General features: G+C 59.3%; 16 protein-coding genes. 9 read left to right on the top strand and 7 right to left on the bottom strand.

What is annotated here, in order from left to right:
- Positions 1 to 5: 5 nt before the first annotated feature.
- Positions 6 to 950 (bottom strand): SPFH/Band 7/PHB domain protein, encoded by a 945-nt coding sequence (locus tag KGZ89_07105; GenBank protein ID MBS3974615.1) that lies wholly within the window; start codon positions 948 to 950, stop codon positions 6 to 8.
- On the bottom strand, positions 947 to 1,429 hold the full coding sequence (locus KGZ89_07100; protein ID MBS3974614.1) for an NfeD family protein: 483 nt from the start codon (positions 1,427 to 1,429) through the stop codon (positions 947 to 949). Before KGZ89_07100 ends, KGZ89_07105 begins: the two co-directional genes overlap by 4 nt.
- 317 nt (positions 1,430 to 1,746) lie before the next feature.
- Between KGZ89_07100 and KGZ89_07095 the strand changes: the two genes are divergently transcribed.
- The 5 genes from KGZ89_07095 (at position 1,747) to KGZ89_07075 (ending at position 6,738) form a co-directional block, all read left to right on the top strand.
- On the top strand, positions 1,747 to 2,955 hold the full coding sequence (locus KGZ89_07095) for a branched-chain amino acid ABC transporter substrate-binding protein (GenBank protein ID MBS3974613.1): 1,209 nt from the start codon (positions 1,747 to 1,749) through the stop codon (positions 2,953 to 2,955).
- Between the two features lie 143 nt (positions 2,956 to 3,098).
- Positions 3,099 to 4,019: a branched-chain amino acid ABC transporter permease gene (locus KGZ89_07090; GenBank protein ID MBS3974612.1), complete on the top strand. Its 921-nt coding sequence runs from the start codon at positions 3,099 to 3,101 to the stop codon at positions 4,017 to 4,019.
- Between the two features lie 3 nt (positions 4,020 to 4,022).
- Complete coding sequence (locus KGZ89_07085; GenBank protein MBS3974611.1) at positions 4,023 to 5,213, top strand: ABC transporter ATP-binding protein; 1,191 nt, start codon at positions 4,023 to 4,025, stop codon at positions 5,211 to 5,213.
- A 32-nt stretch (positions 5,214 to 5,245) separates the two neighbouring features.
- Positions 5,246 to 6,028, top strand: coding sequence for an ABC transporter ATP-binding protein (locus tag KGZ89_07080; protein ID MBS3974610.1), 783 nt, complete (start codon positions 5,246 to 5,248; stop codon positions 6,026 to 6,028).
- 5 nt (positions 6,029 to 6,033) lie between these two features.
- Entirely contained in the window at positions 6,034 to 6,738 is a 705-nt protein-coding gene (locus KGZ89_07075) for an ABC transporter ATP-binding protein (GenBank protein ID MBS3974609.1), read from the top strand.
- Between the two features lie 5 nt (positions 6,739 to 6,743).
- On the opposite strand, the gene KGZ89_07070 is transcribed toward KGZ89_07075, so the two are convergent.
- From KGZ89_07070 to mqnE, 5 genes are read right to left on the bottom strand one after another with little or no spacing between them, the layout of a single operon-like run.
- The gene (locus KGZ89_07070) at positions 6,744 to 8,048 is read right to left on the bottom strand and encodes an amidohydrolase family protein (GenBank protein MBS3974608.1); all 1,305 of its coding nucleotides are present in this window, start codon (positions 8,046 to 8,048) and stop codon (positions 6,744 to 6,746) included.
- Positions 8,045 to 8,929: an MTAP family purine nucleoside phosphorylase gene (locus KGZ89_07065; protein MBS3974607.1), complete on the bottom strand. Its 885-nt coding sequence runs from the start codon at positions 8,927 to 8,929 to the stop codon at positions 8,045 to 8,047. Before KGZ89_07065 ends, KGZ89_07070 begins: the two co-directional genes overlap by 4 nt.
- A complete protein-coding gene (mqnC, locus tag KGZ89_07060; GenBank protein MBS3974606.1) occupies positions 8,929 to 10,053 on the bottom strand; it encodes a dehypoxanthine futalosine cyclase in 1,125 nt (374 codons plus the stop codon). Before mqnC ends, KGZ89_07065 begins: the two co-directional genes overlap by 1 nt.
- Positions 10,050 to 10,880 carry a menaquinone biosynthesis protein gene (locus KGZ89_07055; protein MBS3974605.1) on the bottom strand — a complete coding sequence of 277 codons (831 nt, stop codon included), beginning with the start codon at positions 10,878 to 10,880 and terminating at the stop codon, positions 10,050 to 10,052. Before KGZ89_07055 ends, mqnC begins: the two co-directional genes overlap by 4 nt.
- Positions 10,881 to 10,892: 12 nt before the next feature.
- On the bottom strand, positions 10,893 to 12,011 hold the full coding sequence (mqnE, locus tag KGZ89_07050) for an aminofutalosine synthase MqnE (protein MBS3974604.1): 1,119 nt from the start codon (positions 12,009 to 12,011) through the stop codon (positions 10,893 to 10,895).
- Between the two features lie 247 nt (positions 12,012 to 12,258).
- Here mqnE and KGZ89_07045 point away from each other — a divergent pair, with 247 nt between their 5' ends.
- The 4 genes from KGZ89_07045 to KGZ89_07030 are packed head-to-tail and all read left to right on the top strand — an operon-like array spanning position 12,259 to position 16,093.
- Positions 12,259 to 13,236, top strand: a complete 978-nt coding sequence (locus KGZ89_07045) for an ABC transporter substrate-binding protein (protein MBS3974603.1) — start codon at positions 12,259 to 12,261, stop codon at positions 13,234 to 13,236.
- Entirely contained in the window at positions 13,226 to 14,446 is a 1,221-nt protein-coding gene (locus KGZ89_07040) for an ABC transporter permease (protein ID MBS3974602.1), read from the top strand. The genes KGZ89_07045 and KGZ89_07040 overlap by 11 nt, the downstream gene beginning before the upstream one ends.
- Positions 14,443 to 15,387, top strand: coding sequence for an ABC transporter ATP-binding protein (locus KGZ89_07035; protein ID MBS3974601.1), 945 nt, complete (start codon positions 14,443 to 14,445; stop codon positions 15,385 to 15,387). The genes KGZ89_07040 and KGZ89_07035 overlap by 4 nt, the downstream gene beginning before the upstream one ends.
- Positions 15,380 to 16,093, top strand: a complete 714-nt coding sequence (locus tag KGZ89_07030; GenBank protein ID MBS3974600.1) for an ABC transporter permease — start codon at positions 15,380 to 15,382, stop codon at positions 16,091 to 16,093. Before KGZ89_07035 ends, KGZ89_07030 begins: the two co-directional genes overlap by 8 nt.
- Positions 16,094 to 16,108 lie beyond the last annotated feature (15 nt).

The raw sequence follows: 16,108 nt of genomic DNA, 5'->3' as shown, positions 1-16,108 counted from the left end.
TGAAGCTAGGGAGTCGTTTCTTCTCCCGCTGCTTTCGTGTCGTTTTTGAACAGCTCGGCGATGCCGCCTATCGAACCCATGATGCCGCTTACCTCCATTGGGAGGAACACCTTGTTTGCTGGCCCCGCGGCGATCGCCTTGAGTGATTCTAAGTAGCGCACCGCGATGAGGTCGTTGGTGGGGTCTCCCTCGTGGATCGCCTTGAAGACGCTGAGGATTGCCTGAGCCTCTCCTTCGGCCAGCGCGATCTTCTGGAATCTCTCTGCTTCTGAGACTTCCCTAATCGACTGAGCCTCTCCTTCGGCCTCAAGGATCTTTGATTGCTTGAAGCCCTCCGCGCGCGTGATCGCGGCCTGTTTGTCACCGTCCGCCTCAAGGATGAGCGCCCTTCGGGTGCGCTCAGCTTTCATTTGGCGGTGCATCGCTTCGGTCACATCGGCAGGTGGCTCAATGCGTTGCAGCTCCACGCGTACCACGCGAACACCCCATTTATCCGTGGCGTCGTCAAGGATTTGGCGAAGAGCCGCATTAATCTTCTCTCGGCTGGTAAGTGATTCATCGAGTTGCATCTCGCCGATCACGTTTCGCAGGTTGGTTTGGGCCAGCTTTGTGGCGGCGATGTAGAAGTTCGCGACGTTATACATGAGCTTGATGGGATCGGTGGCCTCGTAATATACGACCGCATCAACCGTTACGACGACGTTGTCTTTGGTTATGACTTCCTGCGGTGGCACCTCGACTACGTTTTCACGCATGTCGACCTTGGTTAGCTTGTCGACAAAGGGCAGGATGAAGTGGAGGCCAGCATCGAACGTGCTCTGGTAGCGGCCGAACCTCTCCTTGATGCCCTTTTCATAAGGCCGCACGATCTTTATGGCGGCGGACATGTACACCACGAACACAATGGCTATCGGTATGAATACCAAGCCTAACGCGAACTCTATATTCATGATGCCTCCGTTTCTGATGACTGGTGATTAACTTCTGAATCTACTTGCTCTACTACCTTGACCACTAGGTGCGTGCCACCGACGCGCTCAACATGCACGCGGGCTCCAACAGAAATCACTTTGGCGTCGGAGGCTTCAGCTCGCCAGGTCTCCCGGTCCACCAGCACCTTGCCCGAGGAGCTGTGGGGCAAGATTTCCTCGGTGACGACACCGGTCATTCCAACCAGCCGATCCACTCCGGTTTTGATCGGCTGCTCGGCGGTTATTCGGTTAGCGAAATTTTTGAGAAAGATGAAACACGCCGCAGAAACACCGATAAAAGCTAGCCACTGCCACACCAAGGCGACTCCCAGAAATGCCAATAATGCGGCTACGGCGGCGCCGATGCCAAAAGGAAGCATGAAAAATCCAGCGGTGAATATTTCGCCGATTAGCAGCATGGCCGCAAGTAAAAGCCATATCCAGAACCACAGAGTCAACAACGGCTCCTCACTTCCATCGGGGGGCATTTCAAAGCTGCTGTGATTCTACCCCATCCGGGCTGACGATCTGCCGCAAGCAGATAAAAAGATGCCGGGAAAGGCTGTAATAGCGCAAAAGGAACTCGATGGCCGAAGGAGCTCGATGGCCAGAGATGGTATGAAAATTGCGAAAAGTGGAATATTTCGTTGTCGAAATAGCGGCGTATCTGGTATTCTCCGAAAGTCTGGTGCCGGATGTGCGGAAGCGGTATGACGATACCGCTGATGTGACAAACGGAATCAGGAAAATTGCAAATGGAGCTAGGGAGGAAAGGATGAAAGTGGGCAAAAGCAGGAAATTGCTTTCTCTGGTCACCGCTTCACTGCTCGTAGCTGCGCTGGCTACCGCAGGGTGTGGTACCGCGGCGCAACCCGGCGGAGGCGCTGGGGAAGAGGTTGTAACGGTTAAGCTTGGTATTGGCGCTCCCTTGACTCAGGGCGCCGTAGCGCTTGGTCAGGGCATCCAGCGTGGAGCTCAATTGGCGATCGATGATTTCAATGCGTCGCCAGAGGCTCAAGAGCTTGGTATTCAGGTAGAGGCATTTGTGGTTGACGATCAAGGTGACCCGAAGGTCGGAATGAACGTCGCCAATCAGCTTGTCAGCGATCCTGATGTCATCGGAGTGGTCGGGCACCTAAACTCAGGTGTTTCTATTCCCACCTCGGACGTTTATGGAAGAGCTGGTATCGTACAGATATCTCCGGCTTCGACAAACCCCGCACTGACTCTTGATCAAAAGTACGGAAATGTGTTCCGCGTCTGCACCACCGACCCCGTACAGGGAGCCTATGCCGCAGAGGCCGCGCTGACCCGTATAGGCTGGAACACCGCGTTTGTTGTTGACGACTCGACTCCTTATGGCGAAGGACTTGCCGACGAGTTTGTGAAGAACTTCGAGGCAGGCGGCGGCGAGATCCTCGGCAGGCAAAAGACCGGTGACCGCGACACTGACTTCAACGCGCTCGTCACCCGAATCCGTGCGGCGAACCCTGATTTCATCTACTACGGTGGAATCTACACCGCCGGTGCCCTGTTTGCGCGGCAAGCCGCCGAGGCTGGCTTCGAGGGTGGCTTCTTCTCCGGTGACGGAATTTATAGCCCCGACTACATCGCGCTGGCTGGTGACTCCTCTGAAGGCAACTTTGCGACTTCAGTAGGTCTTCCTTTGGCCCAGCAGCCCCAGGGCACGGAGTTCAAGGAGAAGTTTGCCGCTGAGTTTCCCAACGAGGATATTCAGGCATACGACACCTATGCGTACGACGCAGCCTTCGTGATCCTTGAGGCCCTGAAGGTAGTTGCCGCTGACCTTGGTGTTGACCAGCTGACCTCGGCAGAGGGCAAGGCTGCCATCATCGAGGCTGTTGCTGCTACCAACCTTGAGGGCATCACCGGTGCTATCGCGTTTGATGAGAACGGCGACACCACCAATAAAGCCATCACGCTTTACACCGTGAGGAATGGCGAGTGGGTCGCATACGAGTAACCCGCACTAACGCAACCTTGTGAAACCAAGGGACCCGGGCAGTGGACAGGTTCCGCTAGCCCGGGTCTTTGCGGGAACCCACGCCCAATCCATGATGAAGTTACTTTGTGCTGTAGATTCAGACAGGCGGACAACCAGTGGCGATTGATATATTCGGCCAGCAGCTAGTAAATGGAATCACCCTCGGAGGAATGTACGCGCTTATCGCGCTAGGGTACACTCTCGTCTACGGAATTATGTTGATGATAAACTTCGCGCATGCCGAGATGTTCATGGGCGGAGCGTTTGTAGGCCTCTTCACGTTCAACTTTCTCGCTCAGTTTGATGCGCTTACCGGTTCCGGTATGGGCATTATCGTACTCTTTCTTCTGACTTTTCTGATCGCGGGTGTATCGATAGGTATACTCGGCGTGCTCATTGAGCGGATTGCTTATCGTCCGCTTCGTCACGCACCGCGACTCGCAGCTTTGATCTCTGCCATCGGTGTTTCGATATTTCTTCAGCAGGCGGTGCTTTTGTGGATCACCGCACGTTCACTGCCCTTCCCGAACGACAAGATTCCGTCAGGGGGGCTGGAGTTTGGCGGTGTAACAATCACGTACCTGCAGCTGATCATAGTCGGCACGTCGATACTGCTTCTCTTCTTCCTTGACACGTTTGTATCGAAAACAAAGATGGGAAAGGCGATGCGTGCGACCTCCCAGGATCGTGATGCCGCTGGACTCATGGGGATAGATATCAATCGCGTTATCGCAGCAGCGTTTTTCATAGGACCTGCGCTAGGCGCCGCCGCGGGAATCTTCTCGGGCCTGTACTACGGCTCCATCAAGTTCGATATGGGGTTCATCCCCGGCATTAAGTCCTTCACCGCCGCTGTGGTCGGCGGGATCGGTAACTTGAGGGGAGCGATGCTCGGAGGGTTTCTCATCGGAATCCTGGAAGCGATGGCGTCCGGCTACGTCAGCTCCGCTTACAGGGACGTCATAGTTTTCGGCGCACTGATCCTCGTACTTACTTTCCGACCGGGCGGACTGCTCGGCCAGTCTTCAGTGGAGAAGGTGTAGGCCATGGCAGAGCAAACAGCCGATATTCGTCCACGAGTCAACGGCGGTAAGGTCGACAAAAAGAAGCTTATTTGGTTGGTGATCCTAGCGGTTGCGGCTATCGCCCTGCCGTTGTACTTCCAGTCCGTGCAGAACTACTTCTTCGTCCGGATATTCGCGCTCATGGGCATATACGTTGTATTGGCCCTGGGCCTGAATATTACCGTCGGTTACGCTGGACTGCTCGATCTCGGTTATATCGCGTTTTATGCGGTAGGAGCTTACGTCGGTATGCTCATGGGCTTTTTGCTGCCCGACGCGATCGCACAGATGGGCTACTGGGTCTTACTTCCATTAGCAGCTTTTGGAGCTGCCTTTGCCGGTGTGCTGATCGGGTTTCCGGTACTGAGGCTGCGCGGTGACTACCTTGCGATTGTTACCTTGGGCTTTGGCGAGTCCGTCAGAATCACCTTGAACAACAACATCTTTGGACTTACCCGTGGCCCGAAAGGCTTGCCTGGTCCCGGTGATTCGGTTGCCGCTCCGGCCGGTCAGGCCGAGATGGTCCAGGCGCTGAGCATCGGCGATTTTCGCTTCTCAAGCGACCTATGGTGGTACTACGTTATTGCGCTTCTGTGTGTGCTGGCCATCTTTGTGATCAGGCGACTGGATGATTCGAGGTTGGGTCGTGCGTGGGTTGCAATGCGCGAAGACGAGATCGCCGCTGCTTCTGTAGGCGTGAACATTCAGACCACCAAGCTTTGGGCGTTTGCGCTTGGCGCGCTTTGGGGCGGAGTCGGAGGTATCACGTTCGCGTATTGGGTCGGCTTCATCTCTCCCGAGTCATTCAACTTTATGGAGTCGATACTGGTAGTTTGTATGGTCGTGCTGGGCGGAATGGGGTCGATTCGTGGCGCGGCGTTCGGAGCGGTCATAATCGTTGGGTTGCCGGAGATCATTCGGTGGGCGGCCCAGTCGCCGTTTTTCTCGGCGTTTCTCACCATTGAGCAGGCCAACCTTGCCAGTCAGTATAGGTTCCTCCTTTTTGCGATGGCTTTGATAATCATGATGATGTTCAGGCCCGAAGGGATATTTCCCTCGAAGCGCCGCGCGATGGAGCTTCACGCCGATGACACTAGAGCTTTGGTAGAGAAGAACGAAAAGCTCTGGGACGGAGATAAAGTGGCTGGGCCCGATAAGGATGGGCGGGCATGACGATGGATGCTAGAGGAAGGCGCTGAGTCTTTATGACGCTTCTCAGTGTGGACAAGCTAACCATGGAGTTCGGCGGCTTGAAAGCCGTCAACGAAGTGAGTTTTCAGATCGAGCCAGGCGAGATACTCGCTTTGATCGGCCCGAACGGCGCCGGCAAAACGACTGTCTTCAATATGTTGACGGGTATATACCGCCCTACTTCGGGCGCACTGACTTTTGATGGCAGGTCGCTCGTCGGGGCGAAGCCGCATGGAATATGCAAGCGCGGGATAGCGCGCACCTTTCAGAACATCCGCCTCTTTGCCAACATGACGGCCCTTGAAAATGTCATGGTCGGTCGGCATGTACGGACAAACTCCGGGCCCCTGCGGGCGGTGCTGAGGACTCCAGGCTTCAAGCGCGAGGAGCAAAACACCATCGATGAGGCCCTGAAATGGCTGAGCTTTATCGGACTGCTGGACAAAGTAAATGAGTTGGCGAAGAACCTGCCCTACGGCGACCAGCGTCGTCTCGAGATCGCGCGGGCGCTAGCCACCGACCCCAAGCTCCTTCTCCTCGATGAGCCTGCGGCGGGCATGAATCCGCAGGAGTCCATCGAGCTCATGAGCCTTGTGCGCAGGATCCGCTCGAGTGGCGTGACGGTTCTGCTGATAGAGCATGATATGAAGGTCGTCATGGGCGTAGCCGACCGGATTGTGGTTCTTGACTTCGGCGAGAAGATCGCCGAGGGGCTTCCTGCGGAGATTCAGCGCAATCCCAAGGTTATCGAGGCGTACCTGGGCTCAGGCGCCGAGGCACTTCTGGCGGAAGGGTAAGATCAGTGCTAAAGGTCGATGCTATTCATACATATTACGGTCAGATTGAGGCTCTCAAGGGCATAACCATTCATGTGGAAGAAGGCGAGATAGTTACGCTTATCGGCGCCAACGGCGCTGGAAAGTCGACCACACTGAAGACGATTTCGGGACAGTTGGTTCCTCGGCAGGGGGACATTGTTTTTGAGGGTAAGTCGATAGTTGGCGTTCCCGCGCACCTTGTTGCCGCGATGAATGTCGTGCAGGTGCCTGAGGGCCGGAGAATCTTTGCGGGCATGACCGTGCTGGAGAATCTCGAAATGGGCGCTTACCTGCGCAAGGACAATGAGATACAAGATGATATGGACCACGTTTTCGATCTGTTTCCTCGGCTGAAAGAGCGCCGGACGCAAAAGGGCGGCACACTTTCCGGAGGCGAGCAGCAGATGCTGGCGATGGGAAGGGGCCTGATGGCTCGTCCTCGCCTGCTAATGCTCGATGAGCCTTCGATGGGCTTGGCGCCTGTGATCGTGGACCTGATCTTTGAGACGATCAAAAAGCTCAACGAAGAAGGCAAAACCATACTACTAGTCGAGCAAAATGCGGCCAAGGCGCTCACTGTCGCGCATCGCGGTTACGTCCTTGAAACGGGCAAGGTTGTTTTGGAAGGACCCGGCGATGAACTGCTACATAACGAACAGGTCAGGAAGACCTATCTAGGAGAGCATTAGCGGCGTCAGGAGAGCATCAGGGCCGCCGCCGCGCGCTTCGATGCCAGGTTTGATCGCTGCGCGATCTGCGTGGGCGCGAGCAAGGATTTGCCCTGCATGACTCGCCAAATGCCTGCGCTCATAACGGCTTCGATGGCATCCAGCCCCGCTTTCGCCAGCAGCGAATCGTAAGGGTCGTCGCCATCTACACGGAAAATCGCCAGATCAGCCTGCATTCCGGGGGAGAGCACGCCGAATCGGTCGGAAAGCCCTAGCACCTTCGCGCCACCGTAAGTGATCATCCCGACGATATCTTGTGCGCTGATGTTCGGGGCGATCGACGCCAGCGCCCTTGCCTCCTCAAAAAGGTCAAGATCATAATTGCTGCCCAGGGAGTCTGTGCCAAGCGCCAGCGTGACACCGGCTTTGTGCAGCTTACGTGCGGGAGCTATGCCGGTGTGCAGGTAGGCGTTGGAGCGCGGGCACAAGACGACACCACGAGCTTTCGCGGCAAGCGCTGCTGTGTCGGCCGAGGTGACGTTCACGCAGTGGATCGCGGCAGCGCCGTCGAGCGCGCCGAGCCGATCGAGGTAGCCGACAGTCGTTGTTCCAGGTGGCCTGAAATTGGGCACGAACTGGTCGGCGACAGGCGCCAGGGCCCCTTTTCCGCTCGCAAGCAGCTCGGTTTCTGCCGGCGACTCGGCGACGTGGATGGCGTACTCGCTTTTCTCGGCGATTGCCAGGGTGTGGGCGGCTTTGATGAGATCGGGTCCGGAGGTGTAGGGCGAGTGAGGCGAGATGCCGGCCTCGAAGCGACCCTCGAAATTGCGAGCGATCTCAAGCGGGAACTCCATCTCGGCGAGTCTGGATTCGAGCATATCGGCGGTGATGCCAAAGACTTCCCAGAAGAAGGTGCCGCCAAGCCCCATATCAGCGCAGATCGCCAGAGACTCCGGTCCGTAGGCGATGTCACCAACAACAGTGGTTCCGGCGCAAAGCGAGTGGATTGCGCCGAGCGAGATGGAGGCGACAATGTCGTCCTCGGTCAGCGCGCCGAACGCTTTTGGGACCTTGCTTAGCCACTCGGGGAAGGGTTGCGGAGGGATAAGCCCTTTCAGGCATGTCATTGCGAGGTGCGTGTGTGCGTTCACCAGTCCGGGCAGGACAGTGGCGTCCTCGAACTCGTAGCGTTTGGCTTCGGGGTGGCGCGCCAGCAGCTCTTCGGCGAGGCCGACTTCTGCGATGCGCACGCCGTCGATTAGGACCGCGCCGTTGCGGATGGGCTCCGAGGCGATTGGAAGCACCCACTTGCCTGTGACGAGAGTGCTCACGCCGGGTCCTTGAGGCCTGGCCGCTCGTGTTCCGGCCGCTCGTCCGGGATGCTCAGAAGCGAGGGCTTTCGTAGTTCGCCGCAACCGCATGGCGATGCGAGGTCGGTCTCGGCGACGGTGTCCACCACAATCGCGGCGATGGTCGCCGATTCCTCGAAGAAAACGGCCTTGAGCTCGTCGTGCTCCCAGGCGCGGACCACGCCCTCGCCGTAGTTCACCACGATGTAGATGCCCGCGAAACAGGCGCCGATATCGCGAGCGAGGAAGACTTCCGGAGAGAGCGATTGCCCCACGACATCTCCGCCCATATCGCGCATGTACTTTGTCTCGGCGACGGACTCGAACCGGGGACCGTCGGTCACCAGGTAGATCCCTCGCGGGAAAACTCGGTCGAACGCGGAATAGGCCCCCTTGTAAAGGCGGGCGGCAAGGGCAGGGCAGATCGGATCGCGCATTATGAGAAGATGATCGCCTCGGATATAGATGTCCTGCTTCATGGTCAGGTCTATGAAGTCGTTTGGAATGACGATATCGCGGGGATCCAGCAGGTGATTGAGGGAGCCCACACCGCCATCGGCGAGCACCTTTTTCACGCCCGCCTCGTGAAAGACCCAGAAAGTCTGAAGCGATGCGGCAGCGCGCGTCACCCCGCGTCGCCATCCGTGCATTTTGACCGCGAGGGCGCGTCGGGATCCGAAAAGCCCGTCTACCTCGAAGTAAGTGAAGGTGGGAGAGTTCCCGAACGGCGTCTCGAAGGTCAGATCGTCGTCGATAACGGTTACCCTTTCGTCCGCCAGGGCTGCGGGAAAGTCGAAGCTAAGCGAGCCTGATCCACCGCAGATGCCGAATTCGGCCAGGGGTACCTCGGCAATTCGTTCCATCAGCGCAAGACCTCTCTATAAAGGGTGTCACGTTGCACAGGCGTAAATCCCGCGTTCTCGATCAGGCGCACCAGCTCTTCGCGGGCGAGCATGAATCGCGTGCCTGCCGAGGCGACAACATTTTCCTCGATCATAGTCGAGCCCATGTCGTTCGCTCCAAAAAATAGCGCGACCTGGCCGATCTTGGCCCCTTGTGTCACCCATGATGCCTGGACGTTGGTTACATTATCAAGAAAAAGCCGTGATACCGCGAGTGCGCGCAGGTAGTCCCAGCCGCTGGCGGCAGAGATGTGACCTCCGCAGGCCTTTGCCTCGCTCGCCAGTTCGGTGTTTCCGGGTTGGAAGCTCCACGGGATGAACGCCCGAAAGCCGATGCGTCCCGCGGCAACGGCCTCGTCTTGCACCTCACGGATGCGCGCCATGTGCTCGATGCGTTCCTCGGTCGTCTCCAAGCCTCCGAACATCATGGTTGCGGTCGTGGAAAGACCGAGATCGTGTGCTTCCCGCATGACATTCAGCCATTCGGTGGCGGTGGCCTTGCCCGGAGACACCAGAGAGCGGACTCGGTCGACAAGGATCTCCGCTCCTCCTCCAGGCAGCGAGTCGAGGCCGGAATCCCGCAGTCGACGCAGGACCTCGTGAGTCGCAATACCCGATACCGCCGCGATATGCGCGATCTCGGGCGGACCAAAGCCGTGCACATGGATTGCGTAGCGTGCCTTGAGATCGGCAAGCATCTGCTCGTACCACTCGATCCCAAGATCCGGGTGAAGCCCTCCCTGAAGCAGGATGGCCGTTCCGCCCAGGGCGATCGTTTCCTCGACCTTGGCGTACAGCTTCTCGGCGGGAAGTATGTATGCGGACGCGTCGTCGACACCGCAGTAGAAAGCGCAAAACCTGCATTTGCTGACGCAAACGTTGGTGTAGTTGACGTTGCGATCCACAATGAAGGTGACTTCGCGCTTGGGGTGCAGCCGGTCGCGCATCGCGGTCGCCGCTGCTCCCAGAAGGAGGATGTCGGCGTGTTCCAGCAGGTCGAGCGCTTGCTGCGAGGTAAGGCGATGCTGCCCTCGCGCGGCGGCTAGTGCGATGGCCGGCAATCCGGAGTCAGCGGAAGTCCTCATTCGCCGAGAACCTCGATGACGGGGACCCTCTCCAGCTGGCCGATGGCGACAGCCTCGGACAGGTAGCGCACAAGTCCTTCCCGGTAATTCGGCTCGAAGCGGAAGTGAAGCGCGTCGAAGTAGCTTCGCAGCCTCCCGGCGTCGAGCTGCTCGCGCATCGCCGCGTGCCCGGATATCTCATCGAGGTGGCGCCTGCACCAGGCGAGGGAGTCATTCAGCGCCGAGGCGACCGCCGCGGCGGCCTCGGCGTTTTGCTCGGCGAAGGAGCGGCGGACCGCCCAGACCGCATACACCATCGGCAGGCCGGTCCAGGCCGTCCACTCCTCGCCGAGGTCGTAAACGCGCACGCCATCGGGGGGGCTCCAGTAAGCCTTCAGCGCTTCGTCGCCGATGAGCAGCGCGGCGTCGCACTCGCAAAGCATCGCAGCCGGGTCCGGCGGCATCTCGGCGTACGTGCAGGTGACACCGAAGCGTCGCTCGAGCAGCACGCGCGTCAGCACCTGCGAGGTGCGTGAAGTGTCAGCGAGAGCGACCGTGCGGCCGGAGAGCTCCTCGGCGGGCGCCTTGGAGAGCAGCAGGATCGACTGGACTTCGCCGCATGAGGAGATCGCGATATCTGGGAGCAGCACGAACTCGCCGGCATGGCGAGCGTACTCGATGGCCGGTATCGGCGCGATGTCCAGGGCACCGGCGAGAAGCTCCCGGGCGAGCTCCGCGGGGTTCGCTTCGACAAGATCGATGTCGAGCAGGGCCTCGCGTTTCTCCATGCCGTAATAAAGCGGCATGCAGTTGATGAACCGGATGTGGCCGAGCCGGGGACGCCTCATACCGTGATTCCTCTACGTCCGCGCGGGATTGTCATGCACCGCTACGACATTGTACAGCGTGTCCCGCTCGACAGGGGTGTGTCCGGTTTCCCGGATCATCGAGATGAGCTGGCTTTTTGTGAGCTTTTCCGGAGTTGTGGCGCCCGCCATGTGGGTGATCTTCTCCTCCACGACGGTGCCATCGATGTCGTCCACGCCAAACGCGGTCGACAACTGCGCCACCTTCAGGCCGACCATGATCCAGAAGGCCTTGATATGCGGGATGTTGTCGAGCATGAGCCGCGCGATGGCCAGCGTTTTCAGGTCATCGAATCCTGTCGTGCCGGGCAACTCTTCGAGCTGGGTGTTCGCGGGATGGAACGCCAGGGGGATGAACGCGAGGAATCCGCCGCTCTTGTCTTGCTGCTCCCGCAAGCGTATGAGGTGATCCACGCGCTCTTCGTGCGTCTCGATGTGGCCGTAGAGCATGGTGCAGTTTGTCGCGATACCTGCCGAGTGGGCTTCACCATGTATGCGCAGCCACACCTCGCCCGGGGTTTTCTTCTCCCATGCGCTCGCCCGGGTGCGTTCGCTGAATATCTCGGCGCCGCCTCCTGGAAGCGCGTCAAGCCCGGCGGCCTTGAGCTCTTTTAGCACTTCAAGCGTGCTTTTTCCGCTGATGATCGCCATATGCTCGATCTCGACCGCGGTGAAAGCCTGGACGATTACATGCCGAGGAACCGCGGCCCGCACCCTGCGCACCATGTCGACGTAAAAATCGTAGCTCCACTCGGGGTGCAGTCCGCTTACGATATGCACCTCGTACGCGCCTTCCGACGCGCCCTCCTCGGCGGCCTTGACGACAGCATCCAGCGTCATCTCGTACGCGCCGGGCTCGCCGGCGTCTCGTGCGAATGCGCAGAACTTGCACCGGTTCCGGCAGATGTTCGTCGGGTTTATGTGGCGGTTGACCATGAAATAGACTTTGTCGCCGTTTATCTTGCGCCGTACGTGATCGGCCATCTGTCCTATGCCGAGCAGGTCATTCGATGCGTAAAGCGCGACTCCGTCTTCAAGGGAGAGCCGTTCGCCGGCGATTACCTTGGACGCGATGGGCGTGAGTGACGGGTCGCTTATGTGAAAGGATGCCATGTAATCTCCTTGCGGTTCATATTCTCGGCATAAACGCGATGCCAATGGGTACCGTGTATAAAGACAGATATACTCTAGCTATCCTGGTCGCAAATGTTAATCGTTCGATCTAAGTGGCGCCGAAAGCGCGGCGCGGGAATGCACTGCTTGAGTGTTTGATAATTGGAGCTTATACTCGCATTCATGTAAATTGAATGTCTTCGGCGTCCGGAGGCGAAAAGCCATCTGGTGGCGGAAAGGGGTAGGAATGCGCAAGAAAGTTTCGCTTTTGCTCGTTTTTTTGCTGGTAGTACTTTCAATCGGTGTTGCTGGATGTGCTCGAGAGGAGCAGGGCGCCGCTGACGGCGAGGCCCCGGTGCAGCCGGTTGAAGGGCCGCCAGTCAGGGTAGGCACGTTCCTCGATTCCGAGGGCGCTTTGCTCGGCAGCATGATAATCCAGATGCTCGAGGCCAACGGCATCCAGACGCTCGACAACACACGGCTTGGAACTCCCGATGTCGTGCGCAAGGCGCTGCTCGAGGGTGAAATCGACCTTCAGGTGGATTACACCGGCTCGGGGCAGTTTTACCACGACGGCGAGGAGGGCAAGGACCTTTGGAGCGACGCCGACGCGGGGCTTGCGCGCATCAGAGAGCTCGACCGGGAGGTCCACAACCTGCGGTGGCTTACTCCCGCCAACGCGAACAATACCGAGCTGATAGCCACCACACGTGAATTCGCCGAGGCAAACGGCCTTGTCACGATGGAGGACTTCGCCGAGTTCATCAACGGCGGCGGGCAGGCCAAGCTCATCGGGGCCAGGGAGTGGATGGACAGCTCGACAGGTCTGGCCGGATTCGAGGAGGCGTACGGCTTTGAGATGCGGCCGGACCAGCTCATCGGCCTTTCGCACGGAGTAACCGCCGAGATGCTGAAGGCGCTGGAGGAGGGCACGGACGGGGTGAACTTCTCTTTGACCTACGGTACCGACGGGCAACTCGAGGATTTCGGCCTTGTGGTCCTGACGGATACCAAGGGTGTGCCGCCTGTCTACCTGCCGACACCTGTGGCCAGCAACGAGATCATGGAGGCGTATCCGCAGATCGAGAGCATCCTGGCTCCTGTGTTCGAGAGCTTGAGCCTGGAGATATTGCAGCAGCTCAATCGGCGAGTCGCTCTTGGTGGTGAGGATGCGGCCACTGTCGCCAATGAGTACTTGAGGGAGAATGGCTTTATTGGCCAGTGAACGGACGCGGTTACAGGGATTTGAGCCGGTAGCTTTCGCCGGGGCCTCGATCGGGGCCCTCGCGACGGTTCTCGGCGTCTTTCTCGAGCACCGGCCCAACCGGGTTCAGAGTGGCCTGAGTGTCTCGGCGCTGGAAGCTTTTGGCGACGCGGGCTGGATTCTTCTTGGCGTGTGGATCGCGCTGGCGCTGCTTCTCGCATTGCCGACGGCCTTCCCGCACTCAGGCAGGGCAACCGCGCTCGCTGCGGCTTTGCTGGCGGCGTCGATAGTCCCGGTCTCGCTTCTCCTGGCGTCACAATCGGCGGGAAGCCACATCGCGGCCGCCGGGGATTTGGCGCGCACATCGCTCGGGGTGTCGTTCTGGCTGTATGTTTTCGCGGTCTACCTGGTGTTGCGTTCTTCGGTTCTGCACATCACCCAAAGATGGCTCAGGGCCGGAATCTCGCTCCTGGCCCCCTCGGCGGTTATCGCCCTGGCAGCGGCAGGCGCTTTGGGCAGCCTTTCGATCATGATCGAATACACTCGTTTCGAGCGGGCGTTTTGGGAGAACTTCCAGCAACATGTCGCCTACACCCTCGGGACTACCGGTGTCGCATTGCTGGCTGGAGTGGCGCTCGGCGTCTGGGCGGCCAAGCGCGCTCGCGCCGAGGCGGCCATATTTGGAGTCCTCAATGTCGCCCAGGTGATGCCCGCGCTGGCTTTTGTCGGCCTGATAATGCCGTCGATGGGGTGGCTTGCCGAGAACAGCGCTCTTGCGAGGGCGATCGGCGTGTCCGGCATAGGGTGGGCCCCAGTTTTTCTGGTGCTCGTCATGTACGCGCTGTACCCGATAACCCGAAACACCTATGCGGCTATCCGGGCGCTTGACAAAGGGGTCACCGACGCCGCGCGTGGAATGGGCATGGATTCACGCCGAAGACTGCTCTCGATCGAGCTGCCGTTGGCCGCGCCGGTTGTCATGGCTGGCATCCGCATCGCGCTGGTGCAGACCGCGGCAGGCGCGATCCTGGCGGCTCTGGTAGGCGGAGGGGGCCTGGGCCGCATCGTCTTTTACGGCCTGGAGCAAACCGCCGAGGACCTGGTGGTGCTAGGCATCATAGCGATCGTCGGGCTCGGCCTTACACTCGACGTGACGCTGAGGTTCCTTATCGCGATTCTTGACAGGACCGGGGGGTCTTTGGCCCTCCAGAAAAACGGTCTGAAATCATGATCGAGCTAAGAGGCGTCACCAAAAGGTATGGAGGCAACACCGCGGTCGACAAGCTGACGCTGCATGTGAAAAGCGGTGAGCTTGCCGTCATCCTGGGTCCTAGCGGATGCGGTAAAACCACGACTCTTCGCGCCATCAACCGCATGATCGAAATCGACGAAGGGGAAGTCCTGATCGACGGCATGGACGTGCGGCACCGGAATGCCGATGAACTGAGGCGCCACATCGGATATGGCATCCAAAGCGTCGGGCTATTCCCCCACATGACCGTTGCCCGCAACATTGCGACGGTGCCTTTGTTGCTCGGCTGGAGTCCCAAACGTGTTTCGGCCAGAGTGGCGGAGCTTCTTGAACTTGTCGGGCTTGAGCCTGCGGCTTTTGAGCGGAAAAGGCCTCACGAGCTCTCCGGCGGCCAGGCGCAGCGCGTCGGCGTCGCTCGCGCGCTGGCGGCTGATCCGCCCGTGCTGCTGATGGACGAGCCTTTCGGCGCCCTGGATCCGCTCATGCGCGCGCGTCTGCAGCAGGAGTTTCGGCGATTGCAGGAGATTCTCGGCAAGACGGTGGTGTTCGTGACTCACGATGTCGAGGAGGCCCTTGTCCTGGCAGACCGTATCGCTCTGATGCGTGACGGCCGGCTGGTGCAATACGACACGCCCGAGGCGCTTTGGCAAAGGCCGGCGGACGAATTCGTGTCCAGGTTCTTTGGCGAGGAGTTTTCGCTGAAGGTGCTTTCGCGCTTCTCGATCACGGATGTGGCCGTGGAGCCCGGCGCGGCTGACGGGCTTCCTGTGGTGACCGCCGATATGACCCCGAAAGAGGTTATCTCGGTCATGCTTGGCAGCGGGCAGGACCGGGTGGCTGTCAGGGACGCTGCCGGAGCGCATGCAGGGGTGCTCACCTTCTCGGCGCTTGTGGCCTCGATCAGGGGTCGCGATGAGTGAGGCGACCGGATTTCGCCGGAATTGGCGCTCGCTGACGGTGATGGCGCTGTTTCTTGCCTGGATGCTTTTTGATACCGCCGGTTTCGAAGCGGTTCTCAGGTGGATGTTTCCGGGAGAGAACCCTGTGATCCATCCGCGGGAGACGATGCTGGAGATGTTTGGCGACCACATTGCGATCATGGCTGTGTCGAGCGGGCTCGCGATAGTTGCCGGCGGCCTGCTTGGCGTGCTGTTGCTAAGCGGTTTCGGACGGCACTTCGAGGATGTTCTCGCCAACCTGGCTGGCTTTGGGCAGGCGGTGCCGTCGCTCGCCATGATCGCGCTGATGGTGCCCTGGATCGGGTATGGCGCCGAGACTGTGGTCATCGCTCTTGTGGTCTACAGCGTGCTGCCGGTGATGCTCTCAGTGGTCGCCGGCGTGCGGGCGGTACCGGCACCTGTGGTGGATGCCGCTGTCGGGATGGGGATGACCGGCGCTCAGCGCCTGCTTCGGGTGCAGTTGCCGCTGGCCGCCCCGATAATTCTCGGCGGGGTGAAGAACATGATGATAATCAACGTGAGCGCGGCCGCGATGGGGGCGATTGTCGGCGCGGGAGGATTCGGGGTGTCGATATTCGCGGGCATAGCGCAATTCAACAACGCGCTGATTGTCGCCGGAGCGCTGCCGACTGTGGTTCTGGCGCTGATGATCGACCGCTCTGTTTGAGTGATGCGGCTGGTG

This window comes from Actinomycetota bacterium (genome assembly GCA_018334075.1).
GTDB lineage: Bacteria > Actinomycetota > Coriobacteriia > Anaerosomatales > UBA912 > JAGXSC01.
The sequence above is the reverse complement of the archived record's forward strand: the minus strand, read 5'-3'. Positions and strand labels throughout refer to the sequence as shown.

Bases quoted from the DNA above. Each gene is read 5' to 3' on its own strand.
- KGZ89_07105 (MBS3974615.1), bottom strand. From the start codon at position 950: ATGAATATAGAGTTCGCGTTAGGCTTGGTATTCATACCGATAGCCATT.
- KGZ89_07095 (MBS3974613.1), top strand. From the start codon at position 1,747: ATGAAAGTGGGCAAAAGCAGGAAATTGCTTTCTCTGGTCACCGCTTCA.
- KGZ89_07085 (MBS3974611.1), top strand. From the start codon at position 4,023: ATGGCAGAGCAAACAGCCGATATTCGTCCACGAGTCAACGGCGGTAAG.
- KGZ89_07080 (MBS3974610.1), top strand. From the start codon at position 5,246: ATGACGCTTCTCAGTGTGGACAAGCTAACCATGGAGTTCGGCGGCTTG.
- KGZ89_07065 (MBS3974607.1), bottom strand. From the start codon at position 8,929: ATGGAACGAATTGCCGAGGTACCCCTGGCCGAATTCGGCATCTGCGGT.
- mqnC (MBS3974606.1), bottom strand. From the start codon at position 10,053: ATGAGGACTTCCGCTGACTCCGGATTGCCGGCCATCGCACTAGCCGCC.
- KGZ89_07055 (MBS3974605.1), bottom strand. From the start codon at position 10,880: ATGAGGCGTCCCCGGCTCGGCCACATCCGGTTCATCAACTGCATGCCG.
- mqnE (MBS3974604.1), bottom strand. From the start codon at position 12,011: ATGGCATCCTTTCACATAAGCGACCCGTCACTCACGCCCATCGCGTCC.
- KGZ89_07045 (MBS3974603.1), top strand. From the start codon at position 12,259: ATGCGCAAGAAAGTTTCGCTTTTGCTCGTTTTTTTGCTGGTAGTACTT.
- KGZ89_07035 (MBS3974601.1), top strand. From the start codon at position 14,443: ATGATCGAGCTAAGAGGCGTCACCAAAAGGTATGGAGGCAACACCGCG.
- KGZ89_07030 (MBS3974600.1), top strand. From the start codon at position 15,380: ATGAGTGAGGCGACCGGATTTCGCCGGAATTGGCGCTCGCTGACGGTG.